This is a genomic window from Actinotalea caeni, assembly GCF_009733795.1.
Taxonomy (GTDB): domain Bacteria; phylum Actinomycetota; class Actinomycetes; order Actinomycetales; family Beutenbergiaceae; genus Pseudactinotalea; species Pseudactinotalea caeni.
This window is the reverse complement of sequence record NZ_WNXX01000011.1, coordinates 82808-106064: the sequence shown is the minus strand read 5'-3', so window position 1 is coordinate 106064 and position 23257 is coordinate 82808. Positions and strand designations below refer to the sequence as shown.

The 23257-nt window shown below is 74.6% G+C and carries 20 protein-coding genes; 5 read left to right on the top strand and 15 right to left on the bottom strand.

Annotated features, from left to right (window positions below; translation table 11 throughout):
- Window positions 1-22: 22 nt before the first annotated feature.
- The 8 genes from GPA02_RS11340 to GPA02_RS11305 form a co-directional block, all read right to left on the bottom strand.
- Window positions 23-586, bottom strand: coding sequence for a DNA-3-methyladenine glycosylase I (locus tag GPA02_RS11340; protein ID WP_156200089.1), 564 nt, complete (start codon window positions 584-586; stop codon window positions 23-25).
- A gap of 112 nt (window positions 587-698) precedes the next feature.
- On the bottom strand, window positions 699-2354 hold the full coding sequence (locus tag GPA02_RS11335) for a type 2 periplasmic-binding domain-containing protein (RefSeq protein WP_156200087.1): 1656 nt from the start codon (window positions 2352-2354) through the stop codon (window positions 699-701).
- A 40-nt stretch (window positions 2355-2394) separates the two neighbouring features.
- Window positions 2395-3345, bottom strand: a complete 951-nt coding sequence (locus tag GPA02_RS11330) for a carbohydrate ABC transporter permease (RefSeq protein ID WP_156200085.1) — start codon at window positions 3343-3345, stop codon at window positions 2395-2397.
- Window positions 3342-4331, bottom strand: coding sequence for an ABC transporter permease (locus tag GPA02_RS11325; protein WP_240134006.1), 990 nt, complete (start codon window positions 4329-4331; stop codon window positions 3342-3344). Before GPA02_RS11325 ends, GPA02_RS11330 begins: the two co-directional genes overlap by 4 nt.
- 254 nt (window positions 4332-4585) lie before the next feature.
- Window positions 4586-5647, bottom strand: a complete 1062-nt coding sequence (locus tag GPA02_RS11320) for a LacI family DNA-binding transcriptional regulator (protein WP_156200083.1) — start codon at window positions 5645-5647, stop codon at window positions 4586-4588.
- A gap of 68 nt (window positions 5648-5715) precedes the next feature.
- Complete coding sequence (locus tag GPA02_RS11315) at window positions 5716-6723, bottom strand: LacI family DNA-binding transcriptional regulator (RefSeq protein ID WP_156200081.1); 1008 nt, start codon at window positions 6721-6723, stop codon at window positions 5716-5718.
- Between the two features lie 29 nt (window positions 6724-6752).
- Window positions 6753-8006 (bottom strand): polysaccharide pyruvyl transferase family protein, encoded by a 1254-nt coding sequence (locus tag GPA02_RS11310; protein WP_162457761.1) that lies wholly within the window; start codon window positions 8004-8006, stop codon window positions 6753-6755.
- A 129-nt stretch (window positions 8007-8135) separates the two neighbouring features.
- Window positions 8136-9755, bottom strand: a complete 1620-nt coding sequence (locus GPA02_RS11305; protein ID WP_204986586.1) for an alpha-amylase family protein — start codon at window positions 9753-9755, stop codon at window positions 8136-8138.
- 77 nt (window positions 9756-9832) lie between these two features.
- On the opposite strand from GPA02_RS11305, the gene GPA02_RS11300 reads away from it, so the two are divergent.
- Window positions 9833-12640, top strand: coding sequence for an FAD-dependent oxidoreductase (locus GPA02_RS11300; RefSeq protein WP_204986585.1), 2808 nt, complete (start codon window positions 9833-9835; stop codon window positions 12638-12640).
- Window positions 12641-12642: 2 nt separating this feature from the next.
- Here GPA02_RS11300 and GPA02_RS11295 read toward each other — a convergent pair whose 3' ends face one another.
- A complete protein-coding gene (locus tag GPA02_RS11295) occupies window positions 12643-13737 on the bottom strand; it encodes an alginate lyase family protein (RefSeq protein WP_162457759.1) in 1095 nt (364 codons plus the stop codon).
- A 117-nt stretch (window positions 13738-13854) separates the two neighbouring features.
- Between GPA02_RS11295 and GPA02_RS11290 the strand changes: the two genes are divergently transcribed.
- Window positions 13855-15612, top strand: coding sequence for a pectate lyase family protein (locus tag GPA02_RS11290; RefSeq protein ID WP_156200073.1), 1758 nt, complete (start codon window positions 13855-13857; stop codon window positions 15610-15612).
- 71 nt (window positions 15613-15683) lie between these two features.
- Entirely contained in the window at window positions 15684-16223 is a 540-nt protein-coding gene (locus GPA02_RS11285) for a nitroreductase family protein (protein ID WP_156200071.1), read from the top strand.
- On the opposite strand, the gene GPA02_RS11280 is transcribed toward GPA02_RS11285, so the two are convergent.
- Window positions 16198-17565, bottom strand: coding sequence for an MFS transporter (locus GPA02_RS11280; RefSeq protein ID WP_156200069.1), 1368 nt, complete (start codon window positions 17563-17565; stop codon window positions 16198-16200). The two genes, GPA02_RS11285 and GPA02_RS11280, sit on opposite strands and share 26 nt — an antisense overlap.
- Window positions 17566-17590: 25 nt before the next feature.
- Here GPA02_RS11280 and GPA02_RS11275 point away from each other — a divergent pair, with 25 nt between their 5' ends.
- Entirely contained in the window at window positions 17591-18151 is a 561-nt protein-coding gene (locus tag GPA02_RS11275) for a winged helix-turn-helix domain-containing protein (RefSeq protein ID WP_162457758.1), read from the top strand.
- Window positions 18152-18156: 5 nt separating this feature from the next.
- Here GPA02_RS11275 and GPA02_RS11270 read toward each other — a convergent pair whose 3' ends face one another.
- The 4 genes from GPA02_RS11270 to GPA02_RS11255 form a co-directional block, all read right to left on the bottom strand.
- The gene (locus GPA02_RS11270; RefSeq protein WP_156200065.1) at window positions 18157-19026 is read right to left on the bottom strand and encodes a 3-methyladenine DNA glycosylase; all 870 of its coding nucleotides are present in this window, start codon (window positions 19024-19026) and stop codon (window positions 18157-18159) included.
- Window positions 19027-19113: 87 nt separating this feature from the next.
- On the bottom strand, window positions 19114-19608 hold the full coding sequence (locus GPA02_RS11265; protein WP_156200064.1) for a MarR family winged helix-turn-helix transcriptional regulator: 495 nt from the start codon (window positions 19606-19608) through the stop codon (window positions 19114-19116).
- Entirely contained in the window at window positions 19605-20207 is a 603-nt protein-coding gene (locus GPA02_RS11260) for a CE1759 family FMN reductase (protein WP_156200062.1), read from the bottom strand. Before GPA02_RS11260 ends, GPA02_RS11265 begins: the two co-directional genes overlap by 4 nt.
- A 3-nt stretch (window positions 20208-20210) precedes the next feature.
- Window positions 20211-21359 (bottom strand): LLM class flavin-dependent oxidoreductase, encoded by a 1149-nt coding sequence (locus GPA02_RS11255; RefSeq protein ID WP_156200128.1) that lies wholly within the window; start codon window positions 21357-21359, stop codon window positions 20211-20213.
- A gap of 92 nt (window positions 21360-21451) precedes the next feature.
- Here GPA02_RS11255 and GPA02_RS11250 point away from each other — a divergent pair, with 92 nt between their 5' ends.
- The gene (locus GPA02_RS11250) at window positions 21452-22555 is read left to right on the top strand and encodes a hypothetical protein (RefSeq protein ID WP_156200060.1); all 1104 of its coding nucleotides are present in this window, start codon (window positions 21452-21454) and stop codon (window positions 22553-22555) included.
- Between the two features lie 45 nt (window positions 22556-22600).
- Here GPA02_RS11250 and GPA02_RS11245 read toward each other — a convergent pair whose 3' ends face one another.
- Window positions 22601-23140: a hypothetical protein gene (locus GPA02_RS11245; RefSeq protein ID WP_156200058.1), complete on the bottom strand. Its 540-nt coding sequence runs from the start codon at window positions 23138-23140 to the stop codon at window positions 22601-22603.
- Window positions 23141-23257: the final 117 nt, after the last annotated feature.

Here is a 23257-nt window from a genome sequence, read left to right as displayed (position 1 = left end):
CGGGACTTCGGTCCGTCGGCCGCTACCGTCCGACGACCACGACGCACTCGGCCAGGTGGTCGTCGACGTAGCCCAGTGCCTGCATCGCGGCGTAGGCCGTCGTCGGCCCCACGAAACGGAAGCCGCGCCGCCGCAGGTCCTTCGCGAGGGCGGTCGACTCCGGCGTCGAGGCCGGCAGCGCGTCGAGCCGGCTGAGCCGCTGCGCGCGGGGTGCGGGCCGGTGCGCCTCGAACACGTCCGCCAGCCGCTCGCCGCGCTCGTGCATCGCTCGCAGCGCCCGGGCGTTGGCGATCGTCGCCTCGATCTTCGCGCGGTTGCGCACGATGCCGGCGTCGGCGAGCAGCCGCTCGACGTCGGCATCGCCGAAGCTCGCGACCGCCTCCGGGTCGAACCCGGCGAACCCGGCCCGGAACGCCTCGCGCTTGCGCAGGATCGTGATCCACGACAGCCCGGACTGGAAGGCCTCGAGGCTGACGCGCTCGAACAGCTCGCGCTCGTCGGGCGTGGGCTCGGGCGGCACGCCCCACTCGGTGTCGTGGTACGTCTCGTACAGGGGGTCGCCGGTGCCGAAGCAGCGGAAGGTCATGGCCGCACCCTAGGCGCCGTCGCCGACACGACGACGGGCGGGCGCCACCACCGGGATGGTCGGTGGCGGCACCCGCCCGTCGCAGGGAGCCCGCGCGTGCGACGCGGACGGCTCAGGCGTCGGCGGCCTCCTCGCGGGCCTGCGTCAGCTCGTCGATGATCTGCTGACCGGTGGAGAGCATGAAGTCGTCGACCTCGCGGGTCCACTCGTCGACGCTGCGGCGGCCCTGCACGATGTCGTTCGTGAGGTCCTTGAAGGTCGTCTCCGCGACGCCGCCGTCGGAGACGAGGGTCTCGGAGTAGAGCCCGTCGGCCGCGCTGCGGATCGCGTTCTCGGCCAGGTAGGTCTGGAACGCGTGCAGCCGCTCGACGGCGTGCGGGTGCAGCGCGTCCTCGACCGCGAACGGTGCCGACACCAGCAGCTGCAGGTTCAGCCACTGGTCGCCGCCGGCCTCGGTGCGCTTGGGCGCGCCGTCGACCATCTCGAACTGCTCGCCCTCGACGCCGTAGGTCTGGTACAACTTCTCGGTCGACCCGATCGGCGCGGCCAGCCAGTTCGCGACGCCCAGCACGGCCTCGATGCGCGACTCCGCGCTCGCGCCGACGACGCACTGCTCGAGCACGTCGGCCGCGCGCCACGGGCGGCCGGTGTAGCCGTCGGCGAAGTCGAACATCTTGGTGCCGTCGATGTCGAACGTCTCGGCGATCTCCGGGAAGTTGTTCGTCGCCGTGGAGTAGAACGCGTTCCAGCCGCCGAGGCCGTCCTGCGCGAACAGTGCCTGACCCTCCGACAGCCGGGACTTGCGACCGGAGTCGTCGAACGCCTCCGGGTGCACGACGCCCGCCTCCATCAGCCGCAGCCCGGCCTCGAAGAAGTCCATCTGCCGCTCGTCGGTCAGTGCCGAGGTGATCGTGTCGCCCTCGAGGCCCCAGCCGTTCGGGATGCCGAGGGTCTGCCGCAGGAAGTCGGCCGGGAAGTCGGAGAACGCCCACCGGTTCTGGGAGGGGTCGGTGAACTCCTTCGCGACCTCCAGCAGCTCCTCGAAGCTCTGCGGCTCGGGGTTGAGCCCCATCTGCTCCATGAGGTCCGACCGCTGGATCAGCGCCCACGACGTGCGCAGCCCGCGGAACAGCGGGATCGTGTAGATCCGGCCGCCGAAGACCGAGTACTGCCAGGCCGAGGTCGGGATCGCCGCGAGGTTCGGGTAGGCGAGGATCGCGTCGCCCGCCAGGTGGTCGGTGAGGTCGAGGGCCTGCGACTGCAGGAACTCCGGCAGCCGCGGCGAGGCGTACAGCGTGAACAGGTCGGGCATCTCGCCGCTGGCGACCGTGGTCGCGAAGACGTTCGAGTAGTCGGCGCCCGGCACCATCCGCACGTCGAGGACCGAGCCGAGCCGCTCGTTGAGGCCCTGCCAGAACGGGTTGCGGTCCATGTCGAGCGGCTGCCGGTTGTAGTTCGGCGTCATCGCGGTGACGGGTTGGCCGTCGCCGGGCGCCTCGCTAACGGTGTCGACGAGGTCGGCGAGAGCCGGGTAGGCGAGGAAGCCGGCGTTGACGCCGTCCTGGGTGCCGGGCAGGTCGGGCTGCGGACCGGTGAACGCCTGGTACGCCGGCCAGTCCCACCCGGAGGGCTCGTTGCCGCCGCCGTCGGTCGGGCCGGCACCCGTGCCACCGTTGCCCCCGCCGCACGCGGCCAGGAACCCGGTCGCGCCGAGCGCGGCGCCGCCGAGCAGGAACTGGCGACGGCTCGCCGTGGTAAATCGTGACATCAGATCTCTCCTTCGAGGTCGAGGCGGGGGAGGGGGTGGATCAGCCCTTGACGGCTCCGGTGAGCACGCCCTTGGCGAAGTGCTTCTGCAGGAACGGGTAGACGACGAGGATCGGGACGAGCGCGACGACCAGCACGGCCATCTGGATCGACGCCTGCGGTGGCACGACGTCGACGTTGAGCTCGGCGCTCGCGAGCGCGGTGTTGTTGACGACGTAGGTCCGCAGCACGAGCTGCAGCGGCCACAGCGAGCTGTCCTTGAGGTAGAGCAGCGCGGAGAAGAACGAGTTCCAGTACGCGACGGCGTAGAAGAGCCCGATGACGGCGAGGATCGCCTTGGACAGCGGCAGCATGATCCGGGTGAAGATCTGCAGCTCGCCCGCGCCGTCGATGCGGGCGGCGTCGGTGAGCTCGCCCGGCACGTTCATGAAGAACGCGCGCATGACGATGACGTTGAAGCCGCTGATCATCGACGGCACGATCATCGCCCACACGGTGTCGAGCAGCCCGAAGTCCTTGACCGCGAGGTACATCGGGATCATGCCCGGGTGGAACAGCAGGGTGAGCAGCACCAGCCCGAGCGCGAACCCGCGGAACGGCATCGAGGGCCGGGACAGCGCGTAGGCGAGCAGCGCCGTCGTCGTCAGGGCCAGCGCGGTGCCGACCAGCGTGACGAACAGCGAGACCTGGATCGACCGTGTGACGACGCCGCCCGAGAGGATCGAGCGGTAGGCGGTGAGGTCGATGCCCTCGGGCCAGAACACGAAACCGCCTGCAGCGCTCACCTGGGCCGGCGGCGCCACCGACGTCGCGACGATGCCGACGAACGGCATCACGATGACGGCGCAGATCAGTGCGACCGCGACGCCCTTGACCACCTGCATCGCCGGGTGGGGGCGCGGCTGCCCGTTCTTCAGGTGCGGGCCGCGCGGGCGCTGCTGGCCCACGGGTGTGCTCCGGTCGTTCCGGACGCTCGGGCTCGTCGTGCTCATCGCTGGTACACCCCCGCCTCGCCGAACATGTGCGCGACCTTGTTCGCGGTGAGCACCAGCGCCACGCCGATGACCCCCTTCACCAGCCCGACGGCGGTGGCCTCGCCCCAGCGCCCGGCGACGATGCCCTGGTTGTAGACGAAGGTGTCGAGCACCTCCGACGCCCGCAGCCCGACCATGCCCTGCTGCAGGATGATCTGCTCGAAGCCGACGGTCAGCGAGCTGCCCAGCTGCAGGATGAACAGCAGGATGACGATGCTGCGCATGCCGGGCAGCGTCACGTGCCACAGCTGGCGCCAGCGGCTCGCGCCGTCGACGGCGGACGCCTCGTAGAGCTCGGTGTCGATCTGCGACAGCGCCGCGAGGAACAGGATCGCGGCCCAGCCGGTGTCCTTCCACATCACCTGCGAGGTGATGAGGGCGATGAACACGTCGGCGTTGCCGATGATGTCGAGCCCCTCGAGGCCCTGCGCGCGCAGCCACGAGCTGATCGAGCCGGTCGCGCCGAGGATCGTCTGGAACAGCGCGACGACGATCACCCACGACAGGAAGTGCGGCAGATAGGTGATCGACTGCACCACGCGCTTGACGCGCTCCGACAGCAGCGAGTTGAGCAGCAGCGCCAGCACGATCGGCAGCGGGAACACGACGACGGTCTGCACCGCGGTGATGACCAGCGTGTTCTTGAGCGCGTTGAGGAAGCGCGGGTCGCCCTCCCAGATGACGGCGAAGTTGTCCCAGCCGACCCACTCGGACTCCCACACGCCGATGAACGGCAGGTAGTCCTTCCACGCGATGACGTTGCCGAGCAGCGGGTAGTAGTGGAAGGCGAGCACGACCGCCATGCCCGGCAGTGCGAAGGCGAGCAGCACCCAGCTGCGGCGGGCGCGGCGGCGCTGCGCCGCGGGACGCTCGGTCGCCGGCGCGTCGGTGCGGGCGACCGGTGGCGCGGCCTGCTCGCGGCGGGCCGTGGGCGTCGCCGTCACCGCGGGTCGCCGTGCTGCGACGCGACGGGGGCTGCGGCGCGCGGGGTGGTGGCGGTCATGGTGCTCCGACATCCTCATTGATAGAACGATTAATCGGTACGGTACACACGCGCACGTGAGGTCCGCAACCCTGCGGCCCGCTCCGGTGCGGACGAGCCGGGACCCGGTGCGTCCGCGGGCGCTGCGGATGGGCCCGCCGTACCCGCGGTGCTCGCTGTCCGGTGCCCACGGTGCCCACGGTGCCGACCTCGGCGTCAGGGCCGGGGCGGGGCCACCGAGGCACGCTCGACGAGCTCCGGCTCACCCTCGACCAGCTCGTCGGTCACCGGGTGGCCGTCGACGGCGCGCAGCAGCGCCCGCACCCCGGCCTCGCCGAGCGCGCGCATCGGCATCCGGACCGCGGTGATCGCCGGCCGGAGCACCTCGGCGTCGGGGACGTCGTGGAACGCGACGAGCGACAGCTCGAGCGGGACCGCGATCCCGAGGTCGTGCGCGGCCGCGGACACCGCGAACGCGGTCGTGACGTTGTTGCACACCACGCCGGTGAGGTCGCGCCGGCGCTCGAGGAACCGGCGCGCGGGTGCGTAGGCCTCGGTGGGCTCCTGCGGCCCGGGCTCGACGGCGTCGTCGTCGACCGGTACGCCGGCGTCGTGCAGCGCCGCCCGGAAGGCGTCGGTGCGCACCTGCGTGCCTCGGTAGCCCGGTTCGCCGCCGTACAGCCCGATGCGCCGGTGGCCGTGCGCCAGCAGGTGCCGCGTCGCCGTCGCGACGCCGGCGGCCTCGTCGATCGCGACCGAGGGGACGAGGCCAGCGGGGTGCGGCTCGAGCGACACGACCGGCGTGCGCGCGGCGAGCACGTGGGCGAGCGCCTCCTCCCGCAGGCTCGACGTGGTGCGGACCAGCAGGCCGTCGACGCCGCCGCGGGCGACCACCCGCTCCATCAGCTGGGAGCCCGACGCCAGGTGCTGCGCCTCGCCGAGCATGATCGCGTAGCCGCGGCGCTGGGCCTCCTCGTAGATGCCCGCGAGCGCCGGCTGGAAGATCGGGTTGTGCAGCGCGGGCAGCACGACGGCGATCGTGCGGGACCGCTGCAGCCGCAGGCTGCGCGCCGCCTGGTTGGGGACGTAGGCCGCGCGCTCGATCTCGGCGAGCACGCGCTCGCGGGTCGCGGGGCTCATCCGCACGTAGGGGCTGTCGTTGAGGACGGCGGAGACCACCGCGACCGAGACGCCCGCGCGCTCCGCGAGCACCCGCAGCGTCACGGGGCGCCCCGCGCCCGTCTCGTCCGCCCCGCGCCCTCGGGAGCCGCCCGGCATCGGCCCTCCTCGCCTCGTCCCCGGCGATCGTACGACGGCGGCCGGTGCCGCCCGGTGGGGCGGTGCGCTCAGGCGGGCGGCGCGGTCGAGGACCGGGCCACCAGCTCGGCGCCGCCCTCGAGGATCGTGCCGCCTGCCCTCTCGCCCTCGATGAGCGTCGTGAGCATCCTGGCGGCTTGGGCCCCGGCCTCGCGCAGCGGCATCCGCACGGTCGTCAGCGGCGGCCACATCATGTCGACCGTCGCGATGTCGTGGTACGCGACCACCGAGACGTCCTCGGGCACCCGCAGGCCGGCCTCGGCGAGCGCGAAGTAGACCGCCGGGGCGACCGTGACGTTGTCGGCGACGATCGCCGTCGGCGGCTGCTCGGTGGCGAGCAGCTCGGTGACCGCGCGGCGGATGTCGGGGTGGGCGTACCCGACCGGGCGGTGCAGGTCGGCGCTGGCGGCGACGCCGGCCTCCGCGAACGCGTCGTGGAAGCCGAGCAGCCGGCTGTCCGAGCGGCCCGCGGGCAGCTGCAGACCGCCGACGAGCGCGATGCGCCGGTGGCCGAGCGCCAGCAGGTGACTGGTCGCGCAGCGGATGCCGGCGCGGTCGTCGACCCAGACCGAGGGGTGGGTGCCATCGGGGCCGGCGAGCACGACGCACGGGACCTGCATCGCCTCGAGCGCGTCGATCGTGTCGTCGCCGAGCTGGGCGCGGCGCACGAGGAAGCCGTCGGTCATGCCGCGCGCGGCGAGCCGCGTGAGCAGGTGGCTGTCGGGCGTGAGCCACTCGGCGTCGGCGAGCATGAGCACGCCGCCGTCGCTGGAGACCTGGTCCTGGATGCCGCGGATCACGTGCTCGAAGACCGGGTTCGACAGCTTGGGCACGACGGCGCTCACGACGCCGGTGCGGGCGGTGCGCAGCGAGCGCGCGGCGTGGTTGACCCGGTAGCCGGTCTCACGGATCGCCTCGTTGACGCGCTGCCGCGTCGCCTCCGACATCCGCACGTTCCCCGAGCGGCCGGAGATCGCGGCGGAGACGACCGCCGGCGAGACACCGGCGCGCTCCGCGACGTCCCGCAGCGTGACCATGGCGCGACCCTACCTGCCGACGACCGGGGTCAGGCGGGCGCGCGCGTCGGCCGCGGGACGGCGTCGACCATGCGGGCCACGCGCTCCCGGGCGTCCTGCGCCAGCGTGCGGGTGCGGGCTCGCGCCTCCTCGCCGCGCAGCGCCAGCAGCGCGGTCAGCACCTCGCCGGGCTCGGCGTCGTCGAGCTCGCGGATCCGGTCGGCTGCGCCGAGGTCGGCGTACATCTGGCCCTTGACGGTGTCGGTCGACTGCCGCAGGTAGAGCGCCGGGGTGCCCTGCGCGAGCGCGATGAGCGGGGAGTGGCACTCCATGCTGAGCACCGCGGTCGCCCGGCGGTAGACCGAGGCCGCCTCGCCGAGCTCCCAGAAGCGGGGCAGGACGTGGACGCGGTGCGCGACGTCGGCCGGCCAGTCGGCCAACCGCTGCTGCGCGAGCGCGACGGCGTAGGACATCTCCGGGACGACGACGACGTCGTCGTCGGTGCGGCGCACGTAGGCGGTGACGACGTCGCGCAGCAGCCCGAGGTCGCGGTCGACCCAGCCGGCGTTGATCGCGTCGCGGCGCACCTCCGAGGGCGACCGGCCGTCGTCGCGCAGCTCGTGGTAGGGCGTGTAGCGCAGCCGCGGCACGACGCACACGAAGCGCCCGGGCCGCACACCGGTCTCGGTGACGAACCGGTCGGCCGCCGCCTCGTCCTCGACGTCGACGACGACGGTCGCGTCGGGCCCGAACGCCACGCCGCGGTCGAGGCCCTGGGTCGCGAGGAACTCCGCGGTCAGCGAGTCGCGGCACCACACGAACGCGGCCTCGGCCAGCCGCGCCCGGTCCTCGGGCGCGAGCAGGTCGCCGTCGATCGCGCGGATGATCCGGCCGGAGCGCTCGAGGGAGTCGGCGTAGGGGGACAGCGGGTCGACCGTGATGCCGAAGAAGCCGTAGGGCTTGTCGGTGTGGGCGCGCCAGAGGTCGATCTGCTCGGCGCCGACGAGCGAGGGTCCGGAGGCGTGCACGCAGACGTCGGCCCAACCGATCGCCTCGCGGACCTCGTCGGTGAGCTCGTCCGGGGCGCTGTCGCGCGCGTCGCCGAGGATGCGCAGCGCGGGGAACCGTTCCTTCAGCATCGTGCGCTCGCGGGCTCCGAGGCGGCGCGGCCACAGCACGACCTCGGCGCCGCCGAGCTCGTGCAGGGCGCGCACGGTGCCCGGGGTGTGGGCGACGTCGCCGATGTTGACCGTCTGCCAGCCGGAGACCAGCAGCACCCGCCCGAGGTCCGTTCGTCTGCTCAACCGAGGACTCCTCCCGCGGGACGTCCGAGCGCCCCCACGTCGGTTCGCACCGGCCCGGTCCCGGGCGGCCGTGGCGTCCATCGTGGCGCGGATTAATGGATTAATCAAATCCGGCGGCATGGCGCCGGGTCAGCGCACCGGCAGCGGCCAGGCACCGATCGGCTCGAGCCAGTCGTAGGACGTCGTCGCGCCGGAGCGGTCGCGCCAGGTCCGCGGCGAGGAGGTGTGGAGGGTGTCCTGCGCGCGCGCCGCCGTCGCGAGGTCGCGCTGCACCGCGAGCGAGCGCTCGACCGCGAGCCGGATGTCGGCGTCGACCGCCGACGTGCGGGTGCCCGGGTCGATCGAGACGAACAGCGCCGCGCCCGCGCGTGCCACCGCGTCGAGGAGCTGGCGGTTCTTCTCCCACGGGGTGGCGGGCGTGCTCGGCACGCAGTCGGGGTCGCACACGAAGAACCGGCGGTCCTGCGGCTGGCGGAACGCGAGCGCGTTGACACCCATGCGCCGGCTGCGCTCCCACGCGACCCCCGAGGTGTCGCAGCCGGTGCGCTGCACGTCGACCGCACCCGCCGCCAGGTGGCCGGGCGTGCCGCAGCCGAGCACGACGGCGTCGCCGGCCGCTGCCCGGATGCGGTCGTAGAGCGAGCGGAGGATCTCCGCGTTGGTGACCGAGCGGTCGGCGTGGTGCCAGCCCGGTTCGGTGAGGACGACGCCGTCGAGCTGCTTGCCGTGCCGGCCGAGGAGGTCGAAGAACGTGAAGTCGTGCTTGATCAGCCGGTACCCCCACGGCCCGGTGATCGTCGCGATCGCCGTCTCGACCGCGACGAGGTTCTCCTCGACCGTGAGGTCGAGGGGCCGGTGCGCGGCGCTGGGGCGCGGCCCGGGTCGCTCGACCAGCCCCGGGTACGGCAGCGACAGCGCCGCCGGTCGCAGCCACAGGCCCGGCCGGCAGCCGGCCTCGGTCACCCGGGTCGCGAGCCCGCCCATGTCGTCGAAGAGACCCGGGATGCCGGTCGTCCACGGCCCGCCGTGCGCCGCGCCGCCGCGCGCCCACCCGGCGTCGACGACGCTGAACGGCCGCACGTCGTCGGGGCTGAGGTCGGCGATCGTGTCGGCGTCGCGCACGACGGCGTCGGGGTCGAAGCCCTCGCCGTAGGCGTGGTACCAGTTGTTCGCGCCGACGACCGGGCCGACGTCGCGCGGCCGCAGGTCGCCCGCGACCGCCGTGCACAGGTCGGCGACGACGTCGTACGGGGTGCCGTCGGTGCTCGTCGTGACCACGGTCGCGGCCGCGAGCGCGCGACCGCCCAGCAGCACCGGTTCGCCGCCGTTGTGGAGGTCGAGCCACAAGGTCGCGCCGGTGCCGTCGACCGTCCAGGCGCAGAACGCGCCGGGTCGCAGTCGCACGCCCATGCCGCCGCCGTGGCCGCGCGCCTCGTCGTACCAGGCCCAGTACCAGGGCAGCACACGCTCCGGGCGCTGCGGGCCCCAGTGCAGGTCGCCGTAGGCGCGCTCCCAGGCGTCGCCGGTGACGAGCGCGCGCTCGGGGAGCCGGCGCTCGAACCGCAGCGCGACGCGCGCCACCGGGCCGTCGGCCTGCACGGTGACGGCGAGGCCGTCGCCGTCGGGTGCGGTCGCCACGAGCACGTCGCCGGCGTGCCAGCCCGACGGGCCGGGCCGGGCGGTGCGGCCGGGCTCGGTGTCGTGCGTGAGGACGGTGACCGCGACCGGCTGCGGCGTCGACGGGTTCACGGAGGGCCTCCTGGGCGGTGTGTCGGCGTGACGAGATCGGCACGATGTCGCCAGATGTATTGTTACATCACATGGGAATGCCGCAGCCCCCCGCACCTGCCGGACCGGCCGAGAGCGACGCGAGCGCACACGAGGTCGCCCCGGCGCCGGTGGACGCCCAGCTCGATGCCGAGGTCGATGCCGAGGTCGACGTCGTCGTCGCCGGCGGCGGCACCGGCGGCGCCACCGCCGCCCTCGCCGCGGCCGAGCTCGGGGCGCGGGTGCTCGTCGTCGAGCGCGACACCGGTCTCGGCGGCGTCGGGACCCGGGCCGGTGTGCACTTCTACTACTGGGGCCGGCGCGGCGGCCTGCAGGACGCCCTCGACAAGGAGGTGCGTGCCGCGACGCCCGAGAGCTGGGGCGCGGTGCGGGGCTTCCACCCCGTCGCGAAGCAGGTGACGGTCGAGAGCCGCCTCGCCGCGGCGGGCGTGCAGGTGGTCGCCGAGGCCGTGGTCGGGCGGGTCCACGTCGTCGACGGACGTGTGGCCGCCGTCGACGTCGAGGGCCCCGAGGGCCGGACGACGGTGCGGACCCGGGTGCTCGTCGACGCGACCGGCAACGGGGACGTGGCCGCGCTGGCCGGTGCCCGCTACCGCGTCGGCCGCGCCTGGGACCAGGTGATGAACACCTACTCCTACGTGCCGCGCTACCTCGACGCGGACGGGCGGCTGACGTTCGCCAACTACGACTGCGGCTGGCTCGACAGCACCGATCCCGACGACGTCTCGCGCGCGCTGGTCCACGGCCGGGCGGTGGGGCTGGCGCGGGTGCGCGCCCAGCAGGGGCACACGCTGCTGACCCTCGGGCCCCAGCTGGGCGTCCGCGAGGGCCGCCGCGTCGTCGGCCGCGCCACCCTGCGGCAGGCGGACGTGCTCGCCGAGGTCGCGCGCGACGACGTCGTGATGCGGTGCCGCACCCACCACGACACCCACGCGCGCGACTACGCCAACGAGAGCGACCTCGCGCAGCTGTGGGTGCCCGTGCTGGGGTGGCGACGGCGCGGCTTCCGCGGCGACGTCCCGTACGGTGCGCTGCTCGCCGACGGCGTCGACGGCCTGCTGATCGGCTGCCGCGCCTTCTCCGGCGACCAGGACGTCGCGGCCGGTGTGCGGATGCAGCGCGACATGCACAGGCTCGGGGAGGCGGCCGGGGTCGCGGCGGGCCTCGCGGTGGCGCTCGGGGTCGCGCCGCACGAGGTCCCGGTCGAGCGGCTGCAGGCGCACCTGCGCGACCGCGGCGTGCTGGAGGACCTCGCGCCGGAGTCGGTGCCGACCGGGCCGCGCACCGTCGACGACGCGCTCGCGCTCCTCGGCGGCGAGGACGAGTCCGACGCGCTCTGGTGGTTCCGTGAGCACCCGGGTGCGCCGCGCGACGGGCTGCACGCGGCGCTCGCTGGGACGGACCACCGGCGGCGCCGCGGCGCGGCGTTCGCGCTCGCGCTGCTCGGCGACGACGCGGCGCTGCCGGTGCTGCGCGAGGTCGTGCTGGCCGGGGACGACGACGCACCGGGCGACCCGCGCCTCGACCTGGCGGCGCCGCGCTGGGTCGCGGCACTGGTGCTGCTGCGGCTCGCGCGCGACACCGGCGTGGTCGACGTCGCCATCGAGCGGCTCGCCGCCGGCCGGGACTCCGCGACCACGCTCTACCTGCTGCACCACCTGCACGGCCTGGCCTTCGACCTCACCGACGCGCAGCGCGCCCGGGCGCGGGACGCCGTCGAGCGGGCGCTGGAGCGGCCCGGGCTGGGCGAGGACTTCGCCGTCCAGAGCTCCGAGCGCACCGACACCCGCGAGGCGACGCTGACCTCGATCCGCTGGAACATCGAGCTGACGGCGTCGGCGGCGCTGGATGCGCTCGGCGGCGACGGGCGCGGGCTGCGCGACCGCTGGCGCGACGACGAGCAGGGCGCCGCCCGGCGGTTCGTGCGACACCTCGAGGCGCCGGTCGACCCCGAGCGGCTGCGCCCGCTGCCGGACCGCCGGGTCGACGTCGTCGTCGCCGGCGGCGGTCTCGCGGGTGTCGCGGCCGCGCTCGAGGCCGCGGGCTCCGGCGCGCGCGTGCTGCTGGTCGAGCACGGCCCGGTGCTCGGTCGAGAGGTGACCGCCGCGCGACGCACGGCGACCGGCGCGGCGGACGACCCGCTGCTCGAGGCGCTGCGCGAGCGCGGCTGCGTCGTCGACGGCCACCTGGACGCACCCGCGACCGCGGTCGCGCTCGACGCCCTGTGCGCGCAGGCGGGCATCGAGGTGCTGCTTCACGCGACGCCCGGCGACGCGCTCGCAGCCGACGGGGCGGTGACCGGGCTCGCCGTCACGACCGTGGCGGGTCCGCTGACGGTGCGGGCGCGCGCGGTCGTCGACGCGACCGCCGGCGGTCGGGTCGTGCAGCCGTGGGCGGAGGAGGTCGGGCGCGACGACCGCACCGGGGTCGTGCTGCTGGTCGAGGGCGTGGCCGACACCCCCCGGCGCTGGTCGCTCGACGGCTCCGACGTCGTGCTCGTGCCCGCGGCCCCGCCGGGCTGGGCGAACCTGCGCGTGCTGGTGCCGGTCGCCGCCGTCGGGCCCGGTGGGCTGCTCGCGACGGTGCTCGACGTCTTCGAGGAGGCGGTCCGGCGCGTCCCTGCGCTGCACGGGGCGCGGCTGGCGCTGCCCGCCGACGAGCCGCTCGCGCCGGACCGCGGCGGCCGGCGGCTGCGCACGCGGGCGCTCCCCCGCGGGCTCGCCCACGCGGGCGCGACGCTCGCCGACGCGCCGTCGGTCGAGGCGCCCGACCCCGAGGTGCTCGGGCAGCTGCTGCGCAGCGGTCGGACCGCTGCGCGCCGGCTCGTGCAGCCCGCGCCGGTCTGACCTCAGGTCCAGTCGCGCAGCCCGAGCGTGCGGCGCACCCGCTGCTCGGTGGTGGCCGTCCCCGACCACGCCTGCGCGAGTGCCGCCGCGCCGGTGTGGTCCGGGTAGCGCTCGGCGACCCACCAGGCCAGCACTGCCCGCCGACCGGGCTCGCCGCCCTCGTCGGGGTCGCCGTCGAGCCCGTGGGCGTGCTCGGCGAGCCACGTGAAGGCCTTCCCGACGCGGGCGCCCGAGGGTGCCGTCTCCTCCAGCAGCCGCGTGCCGTGCGGCTCGAGCCGCTCGGTCGCCGCGGCGAGCGCGAGCAGCGTGAACACGACGTAGCCCAGCGCGTTGGGGCGGGCGAGCTCCTGCGGCAGCGTGCCCGCCGGGCCGACCTGCGCGAGTGCGGACGCCGTCAGTCGCTCTCGCAGCAGCGGGAGGTCGCCGTCGGCGGGGTCGGCGAAGGCCGCCCAGGCGAGCGTCTGCAGGTGGTACCAGAGGCCGTGGTTGTTGGTGGCGGCGGCGTCGCGGCGGCCCTGCTCGCTCGTGCGGTACCAGTCGGCGAACCGCGCCATCCACGCCCGGGTGCCCGCGAGCGCCTGCCGCAGGCTCGGGGTCGGCTCGCGTGCGGCCACGAGGTCGAGGTCGTCGACGAGGCCGATCAGCCGCGCACCCTCGATGAGGCCGAGCCAGGAGCCGTCGTGGACGCCCGGTAGCGCGGCCGCGTGCCGCAGGTGCGGCTCCATCGCGGTCGCGGGGTCGACGAACCACGTCCGCAGCCGCGCCGCGAGCGCGTCGGCGGTCGCGGGGTCGGGCTGCAGCAGCCACGCGAGCGCGAGCGTGCGGCACTCCCGCACGAGCGTCGCGAGCCGGGTGCGGTCGTACGCCGGCCCGGCCGCGGCCGGGTTCACCTCGCAGTCGTGGCGTCGGTAGGGCAGCCCGTCGGGGGCGTCGGGGTCGGGCCAGGCGTACTTGCCGATCGAGTAGTAGGCCCGCGCCGGCCCTGTCCAGGAGGACGGCGCCCGGTCGAGGATCGACGGCGGCCGCGCGACGCGCAGGCGGCGCGCCTCGGTGAGCACGGCGTCGCGGTCGGCGTCCGGGGCGGGGGAGTGGGCCACACTTGATGATAAATGGATACATCGAAGCGGTGGCGCGCTCGGGACCGAGCCGCTAGGGTCCTTCGCGAGCGTGTGATTAATCGTTTAGTCATCGGCACCACTCGAAGGAGAGACGGCATGACCAGCGGCACCACCTCACCCCGACGCAGCCCCGTCGACACCACCCGCCGCGGCCTGCTCGGCCTCGCCGGCGCGGGCACGGCGGTCGGCCTGCTCGCCCGTTCGCCGGCACCGGCGGCGGCCAACCCGAGCGCCGCCGTCGAGCTCGTCGGCGACGGCACCACCGACAACGGGCCGCTGATCCAGGCGGCCTACGACGCGGGGCAGCAAGTGCTCTTCCCGGACACCCGCGGCCGCTACCTCATCGACACCCCGGTGTTCTTCGACGAGGGCGTCATCATGCCGACGTTCGAGATCGACGGCGGCGGCGCCGAGCTGGTCGCGGGCGCGAACCTGCCGACCACGCCGAGCTTCGGCGCCGGCACGACGGCGTTCATGTTCTACCCGAACACGCTGCGCAGCGCCCTGTCCGGCGGCGTCGTCACCGTCTCCAACGCGACCCGTGCGACCGGCAGCACGGGCTGCTTCACCGCCTTCGTGCTGCGCAACGTCGAGGTCACCGGTCAGATGCCCGACTACGGCATCTGCTTCGACAACCGGTGCGGCGTGATCCACGAGAACATCACGATGACCGGCGGCCGCGTCGGGTCCACGTGGTTCTCCTACGCCGAGCCGCACGTCTACCGCGAGATCTACTTCCGCACGCAGGGCACCGACAACGGCCAGGTCGAGGGCGCCTTCTACGTGCACGGCACGCAGGAGGGCGACGGCGTCTACGTGCAGGGCATGAAGTGCTCGGGCGCGGTGGGTGGCGTCAGCCTCACGATGTGCCGTGGTGCGGTCATCGACGCGAACATCACCACCAAGCTCCGCTTCACCCATTGCGAGGGCATCACGATCAACGGCCTGCACCAGGAGGCCGACAGCTACGCCGGCTACGCGCCCAACGTCGAGGTGATCGGCTCGACCGTCACCGTCAACGGCGGCGTGCTGTACCGTCCGAAGGTCTCGACCGACGTCGGTGCGGTCACGATCCTCGACACGCACGCCGAGCGCGCGTCCCAGGTCGACTTCCACGGCACGCTGTTCGCCACGCTCGTCCGGCAGACACCCGCCGACCCGGCGCTCGGCGCGCACGTCTACGTGGAGGCCGCGAGCAACGCCTCCGGCTACAGCAGCACCCGCGTGCGCGGCTTCGGCGTCAAGAACAAGCTCGCCTCGTTCGGCTCGGCCAATGCGGGCATCTGGCGCCCGACGGCGGGGTTCGACGTGCGCTCGGGCGTCGCCCCGCTCGACGCCGCGGCGACCTCGGCGGCCGGGCTCGCACAGCTCGCCTCCGGCGACTTCGACCTCCACCACGGCACCGACGGCTGGGTGGTCGACCCGCCCGGGGTGCAGGGGCTGCGGCTGGTGCGCGAGCTGCCCGACCCCGGTCCGCTCGAGGCGGCCACGGCCGGGCAGCCGACCGGCGCGCTGAGCAACAGCACCACCTACGCCTACGCGTGCGCGTTCCGGGACGCCTCGGGAGAGCTGACCGCGCTCAGCCCGGTGGTGACGGCGACCCCGCAGACCGGGGCCGTGCGGCTGCTGCTCCAGGGTGGTGCGGCACCGGCGGCGGTCTGCATCTGGCGCTCCTCGACCGGGAGCATCGCCGGTGCCGACGCCTACGTCGAGCTGACGTTCTCCGACGCGCGCAGCTACGTCATGGACACCGGCACCACGATCAACGGCATGGCGTGGCGCACCGACGTCCCGGCGCGGCCCGCGCGCAACAAGACCAAGACGCGCCTGCTCGTCGACGGCCGCAAGGCCTGAGCGCCGTCTCCCGGCGTGGGACCCCGGGCCCCGACCGGCCCGCAGGTCCCGCGCTGGGCCACCATGGGGGGATGAGCGACGCACTCGACCCCGACGCCTACCTCGCCTCGCTGCGCCGGCTGCGGCAGTCCCGGCGCTTCCTCGACCGGCCCGTGCCGCGCGAGGACCTCGAGAAGCTCCTCGAGGTGGCACGCTGGACCGGCAGCGCCAAGAACAGCCAGCCGTGGCACCTCGTCGTCGTGACCGAGCGGGAGACCAACGAGGCGCTCGCGGGCTACGGCGCCTTCACGGGCTTCCTGTCCGGGGTCGCCGCCTCGATCGTCGTGGCGCTCGAGGGCACGGGCCGCTCGGTGGCCTACGACGACGGCAGGCTGCAGGAGCGGGTCATGCTCGCCGCCGCCGCGCTCGGGCTGGGCTCGGGCACCGCGTGGTTCGGCACGCCCGAGTCGCGGCAGCAGGTGCGGGACCTCCTCGGCATGCCGGCCGAGCTGGAGCCGTGGTCCGCGATCGGGCTCGGCTGGACCGACACCTCGCAGCGGCAGGCTGCGCCCGAGCTGTCCGGTCGCAAGCCGATCGAGGAGATCGTCAGCTGGGAGCGGTACCGGCGCTAGCCGATGAGGCCACCGGCGGGGCCGGGAGGTCGACGGCGACCGTCTCGGTGATCGTCGGCTCCGGCCCGGCCGCGGGCTCGGTGCCGGGTGCGGGCTCGGTGCCGGGTGCGGGCGTCGCGCCGGCCGCGCGCTCCTCCGCGCCGGCCGCCGTGACGGCGCGCCATCCGAGCGCCAGCACGACCACCAGCCCGAGCACGCCACCGCCGATGAAGACCGCGCGCGGTGACAGCAGCGTGCCCAGCAGACCACCCAGCGCCAGCGCGAGCACCGACCCGGTGCGCGCGATACCGCTGAGCGCAGCGCCGACGGTGCCGCGCTGGGTGTCCGGCGTGCGCGTGATCACCAGCGCGCCGTTGGCGGCGTTGCCGACGCCGGCCGCGCCGGCGACGACCACCATCAGCACGAGGTAGACCCAGAAGGACGGCGCGGCCCCGGCGACCGCGAGCGCGCCGCAGCCCACCGCGAAGCCCCCGATCGTGCCGCGCACCCACGCACGCCCCCCGGAGAGCCGACCGGCGACGGCGGCGCCGAGCACCCCGCCCGCGCCCGCCGCGAGCTCACCGAGCCCGTACTGCGCGGGCGTCGCGCCCAGGGTGTCCCGCGCGAGGAACACCTCGACCGCGTTCACGCCCTCGACCATGACCACCATCGGGAGCAGCGCGAGGAAGGTCGGCCACACGACGCGGTCGGCCCGGAGCAGCGCGACGCCGGCGAGGAGCCGGCTGGAGCCGGGTGACGACGTCGGCGACTGGCCGGCGAGGTGGCGCCGCGTGCGGATCGCCTGCACGGCGAGCCACAGCGCCACGAAGGCGCCGGCGGCCGCCAGCAGCGCAGGTGCGGCGCCGTAGGCGCCGAAGAGGATGCCGCCCAGCGCGGCCCCGACCGGCGCCGCGACGGCCCCGAGCCCCTGCTGCCAGGCGATCGCGGCGCCGACGTGCTCCTCGCCGACGACACGCGGCAGCAGCGCGGTCCACACCGGTCCGATGACGGCCTGCCCGAGCTCGAGCAGCAGCACGCCGGCCAGCGTCGCCACGAACCCCGGGCTCCACGCCAGCACCACGAGCGCCAGCACCTGGACGCCGATCCCGGCCGAGAGCAGCAGCCGCGAGTCGTGCGTGTCGGCCAGCCGGCCGGCGGCACCCATCATCGCGATCGGCGGCAGCGCCAGACCGACGAGCAGGGCGGCCACGCCGATCGTGCCGACGCCACGGTCGTGCGCCTGCAGCAGCAGCGTGACGATCGCCATCGCGTTGCCGGCGAGCGCGATCGTGCGCGCCGGGAGGATCAGCCGCATGTCGCGGTGGGCCCACACGCCCGTCCCAATCTGAAAGAGTCGCTTCATAAATCTGAAAGGTATACTTCACAACGTGGCGCGTCAAGAGGCTGATCTCCCGAAGGTGCTGGTGCTCGAGGGCCCCCAGGCCCTGCGCCTGCTCGCGCACGAGGCGCGGCAGCGCGTCATCGCCGAGATCTACGAGGGCCGCGAGCTCACCGCGACCGAGGCGGCGCAGGTGTGCGGCCTCACGCCGTCGGCCATGAGCTACCACCTGCGGATGCTCGAGAAGGCGGGCGTGGTGCTCGCGGCCGAGGCGGCCGACGGCCGCGAGCGCCGCTACCGGCGTGCGGCGCGCTCGTTCCAGGTCCGCCAGGGGTCGCGGGGCAGCGGCGCCTCACGGGTCCAGCTGCGCACGACCGTGGGGATCTGGCTCGACACCCTCACCCGCGCCGTCGAGCGCTGGGTGACCGACGGCGCCGGCCGGCAGGGCGCGGTCTCGACCGAGGTGCTCCGGCTCACCCCCGAGCAGAGCACCGAGCTGGTGTCACGCATGAACGCGCTCCTCGAGGAGTACGACGAGATCTCCGACGCCAACGGCGACGAGGGGCTCGAGTGGGAGACCTACTGGGCGCACGTGCCGCGGGTGCGCTGAGACCGCTACCCCGCGAGCGCTGCGCCGGAGGCCGCGAGCACGGTCTCGCAGGCCTCGACGAGCCGGGCGCGCAGCGGTGCGGCGCGCTCGGCGAACGCTGTCTGGGCCGCGGCGTAGGCGCGCTTGCCCTCGGCGGTCTCGACGCGCACCGGCTCGAACCCGAGGTCGCTCAGGTCGTACGGCGCGGCACGCATGTCGAGCACGCGGATGTCGCGCGCGAGCTCGAAGCAGTCCGCGACCAGCTCCGAGGGCACGAGCGGCGAGAGCCGGAACGCGTGCTTGTAGAGGTCCATGTTGGCGTGCAGGCAGCCGGGCTGCTCGAACGCGGGCCGGTCGCCGGGGCCGGGCCGCAGCGTGTTGCGGTCACGCGCGGCCGGCGTGAAGAACCGGTAGGCGTCGAAGTGGCTGCACCTGATCCGGTGCGACTCGACCACGCGGTCGGTGCCCTCGCGGCCGAGCCGCAGCGGCACCGGGTGCCGGGTCTCGTCGGCGCGGTAGACCATCGCCCACTCGTGCATGCCGAAGCAGCCGGTGTGCGGCCGGCGCGACGCCGTGGCGACCAGCAGCGCGTGGGTGCCGGCGACCAGGTCGCGGCGCTCGGCGAGGAGGTCGTGCGAGACGCGCGCGACGCCGTCGACCACCTCGTAGCCGCGCCGGTCGGCGTACTCGTGGGCGTGCTCCAGCCCGACGCCGAACCCGGGGTGCCAGCGACGCAGCTGGCTGGGCTTGTGGGCGTAGTAGGTGAAGAGGAAGTCGTGGACCGGGTGCGTGACGCCGTCGCGTCGGCGCTGGAGGTGGTCGGCCACGAGAGCGTCGACGCGCGCGGCGTGCGCGTCGGCACGCGCCCGCCAGGTCCGCTCGTCGAGGATCTCCACGCCAGCACGGTAGACCGTCGCGCACGGGTCGGCACCGGGGGCGGGGCGCGCCAGGCGGCCGACGGTGGGCGCCGTCGCGAGGCAGCGTCACCGTGCGGGCGCGGGCTCCCCGGGGCGGTCGGAGGTCAGCCGCGCGCGCAGCGGCGCGAAGATCTCCAGCAGCGTGCGCGCCTGGTCGTCGTCCAGGTGGTCGAGCAGCAGCTCGTTGACGCGGCGGGCGTGCTGCGGCCGCGCGGCACGGATGGCCCGGTGCCCCGCGGGCGTCAGCACCGCCTCGAGGCCGCGCCGGTCGTCCGGGCAGCGCTCGCGGCGCACCCAGCCGCGACGCTCGAGCGCGTCCAGCCGGTACGTCAGCCGGTTCGGGCCGAACGCCACCGCGCGGGCGAGGTCGCGCAGCCGCAGCCGCTCGCCCGGGGCCTCGGAGAGCACGAGCAGGATGTTGAAGTCGCCGATGTCCAGCCCGGAGTCGGCCTTGAGGTGCCGCTCGATCTCCGCCGTCAGCAGCGCGGTCGTCTCGAAGTAGGCGCGCCACGCGTCGCGGCGCAGCGCCGCCCGGTCGCGCACGTCGTGGGCGGCGGTCATCGGCCCAGCATCTCCTCGAAGCTGACGAACCCGGGGTCGTCGCTGTCGAACGGGTCGCTGCGGCGTCGGCTGGGCAGCGCCATCACCAGGTCGGCGAGCTCGCGGCCCGCGCGCTCGATGCGGGCGTCCAGGCCCGGGCTGCCCCAGTCCTCCGCCGCCGCGTAGACCGCGGTCGGTGCCGTGAGCGCCTTGAGGTGGGAGAACAGCGGCCGCAGCGCGGTGTCGAGCACCATCGAGTGGCGCGGGGTGCCGCCGGTCGCCGCGAGCAGCACCGGCATGCCGGCGAGCGTGCCCTCCTCCAGGGTGTCGACGAACGACTTGAACAGCCCCGAGTACGACATCGAGAAGGTGGGGCTGACGGCGACGAGCGCGTCGGCGTCGGCCACGGCCTTGCGGGCCGCCTCCAGCTCGGGTGTGGCGACGCGGGTGAGCAGCAGGTCGACGACGTCGTGCGCGAGCGTGCGCACCTCGACGACCGCCGTCTCGACCGAGGCACCGCGCTCGCGCAGCGCGGCGGTCGTGGCGGCGGTGAGCCGGTCGGCGAGCAGCCGGGTCGACGACGGCTCGCTCAGCCCGGCGGCGAGAACGGTGATCCGCACGGCTCAGACCTCCTCGGGAGCGATCGCGGCGGCGGTGTCGACGTCGTCGCGCTCGGCCGGGCGGGCGGCGGCCTCCTCCGGGCGGGCGGCGGCGAGCAACGACGCGTGGGTCGGGGCGTCGGGGACGCCCGGCGCGCGCAGCCGGTCGAACTCGCGGCGCAGCACCGGCACCACCTCGGTGCCGAGGATCTCGATCTGCTCGAGCACCGCCTGCTGCGGCAGCCCGGCGTGGTCGATGAGGAACAGCTGGCGCTGGTAGTCGCCCGCGTACTCGCGGAAGCCGAGCGTGCGCTCGATGACCTGCTCGGGCGTACCCACGGTCAGCGGCGTCATCTCCATGAAGTCCTCCAGGCTCGGGCCGTGGCCGTAGACCGGCGCGACGTCGAAGTAGGGTCGGAACTCCTTGATCGCCTGCGCCTGCGTCTCGGCCATGTAGACCTGACCGCCGAGCCCGACGATCGCCTGCTCGGGGGCGCCGTGGCCGTAGTGGGCGAACCGCTGCCGGTACAGCCGCACCATCTGCTCGACGTGCTCCTTGTTCCAGAAGATGTTGTTGTGGAAGAAGCCGTCGCCGTAATACGCGGCCTGCTCGGCGATCTGCGGCGAGCGGATCGAGCCGTGCCAGACGAACGGGGGGACGCCGTCGAGCGGGGCCGGCGTGGAGGTGAAGCCCTGCAGCGGGGTGCGGTGCTTGCCCGACCAGTCGACGACCGGCTCGCGCCACAGCCGGCGCAGCAGCGCGTAGTTCTCGACGGCGAGCTCGATGCCGTCGCGGATGTCCTTGCCGAACCACGGGTACACCGGGCCGGTGTTGCCACGGCCGAGCGTGAGGTCGACGCGACCGCCGGCGACGTGCTGCAGCATCGCGAAGTCCTCGGCGATCTTCACCGGGTCGTTGGTGGTGATCAGGGTGGTCGCGGTGGACAGGATCAGGCGCTCGGTCCTCGCCGCGACCCAGCCGAGCATCGTCGTCGGGCTCGACGGCACGAACGGCGGGTTGTGGTGCTCGCCGGTGGCGAAGACGTCGAGGCCCACCTCCTCCGCCTTGAGGGCGTAGGAGAGCATCGCCTGGATGCGCTCGGCCTCGGTCGGCGTGGTGCCGGTGGTGGGGTCGGGGGTGACGTCGCCGACGGTGAAGATGCCGAACTGCATGCTGCTCATGGGTCGATCCTCTCACAGGTAGTTCAAATCTGAACTAATCAACGTCGGCGAGGGCGATCTATTCCCCCGGGCAGGATGGCCCGATGACGACGGACGCACCCGGCCCGCTCGACACCGCCGACACGCTCGCGTTCGCGGGCGCCGCGCTCGGCGAGCCCCTGCACGACGGCGTGGCGCTGGGCGGGTCGCGACGCTCGCTCGTGCTCCGGGCGTCACGGGCCGGCGGCGGCACCGTGGTCGTCAAGCGCTACCCCCGCGGAGAGGAGCAGGCGACCGGCGGGTTCGCTCGCGAGGTCGTCGGGCTGGAGCTGCTCGACGGGACACCGGCGCTGCTCGCGACCGACCCCGCGCACCGGCTGCTCGTGATGTCCGACGTGGGCGACCACGCCACGCTCGCCGACCTGCTCCGCGGAGACGACCCCGACGCGGCCTGGCAGGGCGCGCTCGCCTGGGCAGGTGCCCTCGGTGCGCTGGTCGCGGACGGGCGGGACGCCGTCGAGCGGGCACGGGTCCGGCTCGGCGGCGCGCGGGACCGGTCGAGCGTCGAGAGGGCCGAGCACGCGCGGGCCGGCCTCGCGGCGCTCGCGCACGCGACCGGCGTCCCGGCGAACGGCGCCGCGGCCGAGATCACGACGGCGCTCGGTGCGCTCGCGGCGGCCGAGGTGGACGTGCTCAGCCCGGGCGACACCTGCCCGGACAACGTGCTGATGACCGCACGAGGGCCGGTGTTCGTCGACCTCGAGGCGACCGACGTACGGCCGGCCGCGTTCGACGCTGCCTACGCGGCGCTGCCGTTCGCGACCTGCTGGTGCGTGTACGCGCCGCCACCCGGGCTCACCGAGGCCATGCTCGACGCCTTCGCCCACGGCGTGCGCTCGCTCGCGCCGGAGCTGCTCGGGGAGCAGTGGCGGGAGACGGTGGTCGTCGCCGCGGCCGCGTGGGCGCTCGGCATGGCGGGCGTGCTGCTGCGCTACACCGACGACGCGTCACGCCGGATGGGACCGACCGACGCCCCGGCGCTCACCATGCGCGAGCTGCTGCTGCTCCGGCTCGACTGGGTCGAGCGCGAGGCCGCGGCGACGCTGCCGGAGACCGCGACGGTCACGGCGTCCGCCGCAGCCGCGCTGCGGGCCACGTGGGGCGAGCTGCCGGCCCCGACCTTCCCGGCGTGGAGCGGGTGCTGCTGAGGCGTCGCTGTCGCGCTGGTGCGGACGCGGCTGGGGCGCAGCAGGTCAGCGGCGGGCGCGGCCCGGCTCGGCGTCGATCGGGCGCCACCCCCACCAGGTGTAGTGGTACTCGCCCTGCTCGACCTGGAACCGGCGCCCGCAGTCGCAGCACTCGCAGATGCGGTCGGCCTCCCACTGCCGCGGGTTGGGCTCGGTGCCCACGATGCGCACGTGCTGCTTCGCCTCCTCCTTGACCGGGTTGTACATCGGGTGCGAGGGGTAGGCGCCGCACAGGCACCGGCCGGAGCCGGCGAGCGTCAGCCGGTCCAGGGCGTGCTCGAGGTTGGAGCGGTGCGAGGCGACGATGCCGCCCAGGTCGATGTCCGCGGTCGCGCGCCGGATCTGGCTCACCTGGCGTGCGAGCGGGAGGAGGATCTCGTCGTCGCGGGTCGCGTAGACCGCCCACATCGCTGCGAGGACGCGGTCCTTCTCGGCCGACAGGAAGTCGGCCAGCAGCCGGGCCGACGGCGGCGCGACCGCCTCGGGCGCCTGCTCCTGGGCGGCGTCGAGGGTCGGGTCGGCCTCGGCCGAGGCCTCGTCGTGCACGGGGCCATCGTGCCCGATCACGGACCCGGCCGCGTCCGACGCCCGGCGTCGGCGCGACGCCGCCGAGGTCGCCCGCTGCCGTCCGTCGCCCCGGGGCGCGCGGGTGTCGGCCGGGGG

What these genes read in the sequence shown, in the direction of transcription:
- GPA02_RS11290 (WP_156200073.1), top strand. Translation starts at nt 13,855, where the DNA reads ATGACCAGCGGCACCACCTCACCCCGACGCAGCCCCGTCGACACCACC.
- GPA02_RS11250 (WP_156200060.1), top strand. Translation starts at nt 21,452, where the DNA reads ATGACGACGGACGCACCCGGCCCGCTCGACACCGCCGACACGCTCGCG.
- GPA02_RS11280 (WP_156200069.1), bottom strand. Translation starts at nt 17,565, where the DNA reads ATGAAGCGACTCTTTCAGATTGGGACGGGCGTGTGGGCCCACCGCGAC.
- GPA02_RS11320 (WP_156200083.1), bottom strand. Translation starts at nt 5,647, where the DNA reads ATGCCGGGCGGCTCCCGAGGGCGCGGGGCGGACGAGACGGGCGCGGGG.
- GPA02_RS11315 (WP_156200081.1), bottom strand. Translation starts at nt 6,723, where the DNA reads ATGGTCACGCTGCGGGACGTCGCGGAGCGCGCCGGTGTCTCGCCGGCG.
- GPA02_RS11265 (WP_156200064.1), bottom strand. Translation starts at nt 19,608, where the DNA reads ATGACCGCCGCCCACGACGTGCGCGACCGGGCGGCGCTGCGCCGCGAC.
- GPA02_RS11340 (WP_156200089.1), bottom strand. Translation starts at nt 586, where the DNA reads ATGACCTTCCGCTGCTTCGGCACCGGCGACCCCCTGTACGAGACGTAC.
- GPA02_RS11300 (WP_204986585.1), top strand. Translation starts at nt 9,833, where the DNA reads ATGCCGCAGCCCCCCGCACCTGCCGGACCGGCCGAGAGCGACGCGAGC.
- GPA02_RS11330 (WP_156200085.1), bottom strand. Translation starts at nt 3,345, where the DNA reads ATGAGCACGACGAGCCCGAGCGTCCGGAACGACCGGAGCACACCCGTG.
- GPA02_RS11285 (WP_156200071.1), top strand. Translation starts at nt 15,684, where the DNA reads ATGAGCGACGCACTCGACCCCGACGCCTACCTCGCCTCGCTGCGCCGG.
- GPA02_RS11335 (WP_156200087.1), bottom strand. Translation starts at nt 2,354, where the DNA reads ATGTCACGATTTACCACGGCGAGCCGTCGCCAGTTCCTGCTCGGCGGC.
- GPA02_RS11255 (WP_156200128.1), bottom strand. Translation starts at nt 21,359, where the DNA reads ATGCAGTTCGGCATCTTCACCGTCGGCGACGTCACCCCCGACCCCACC.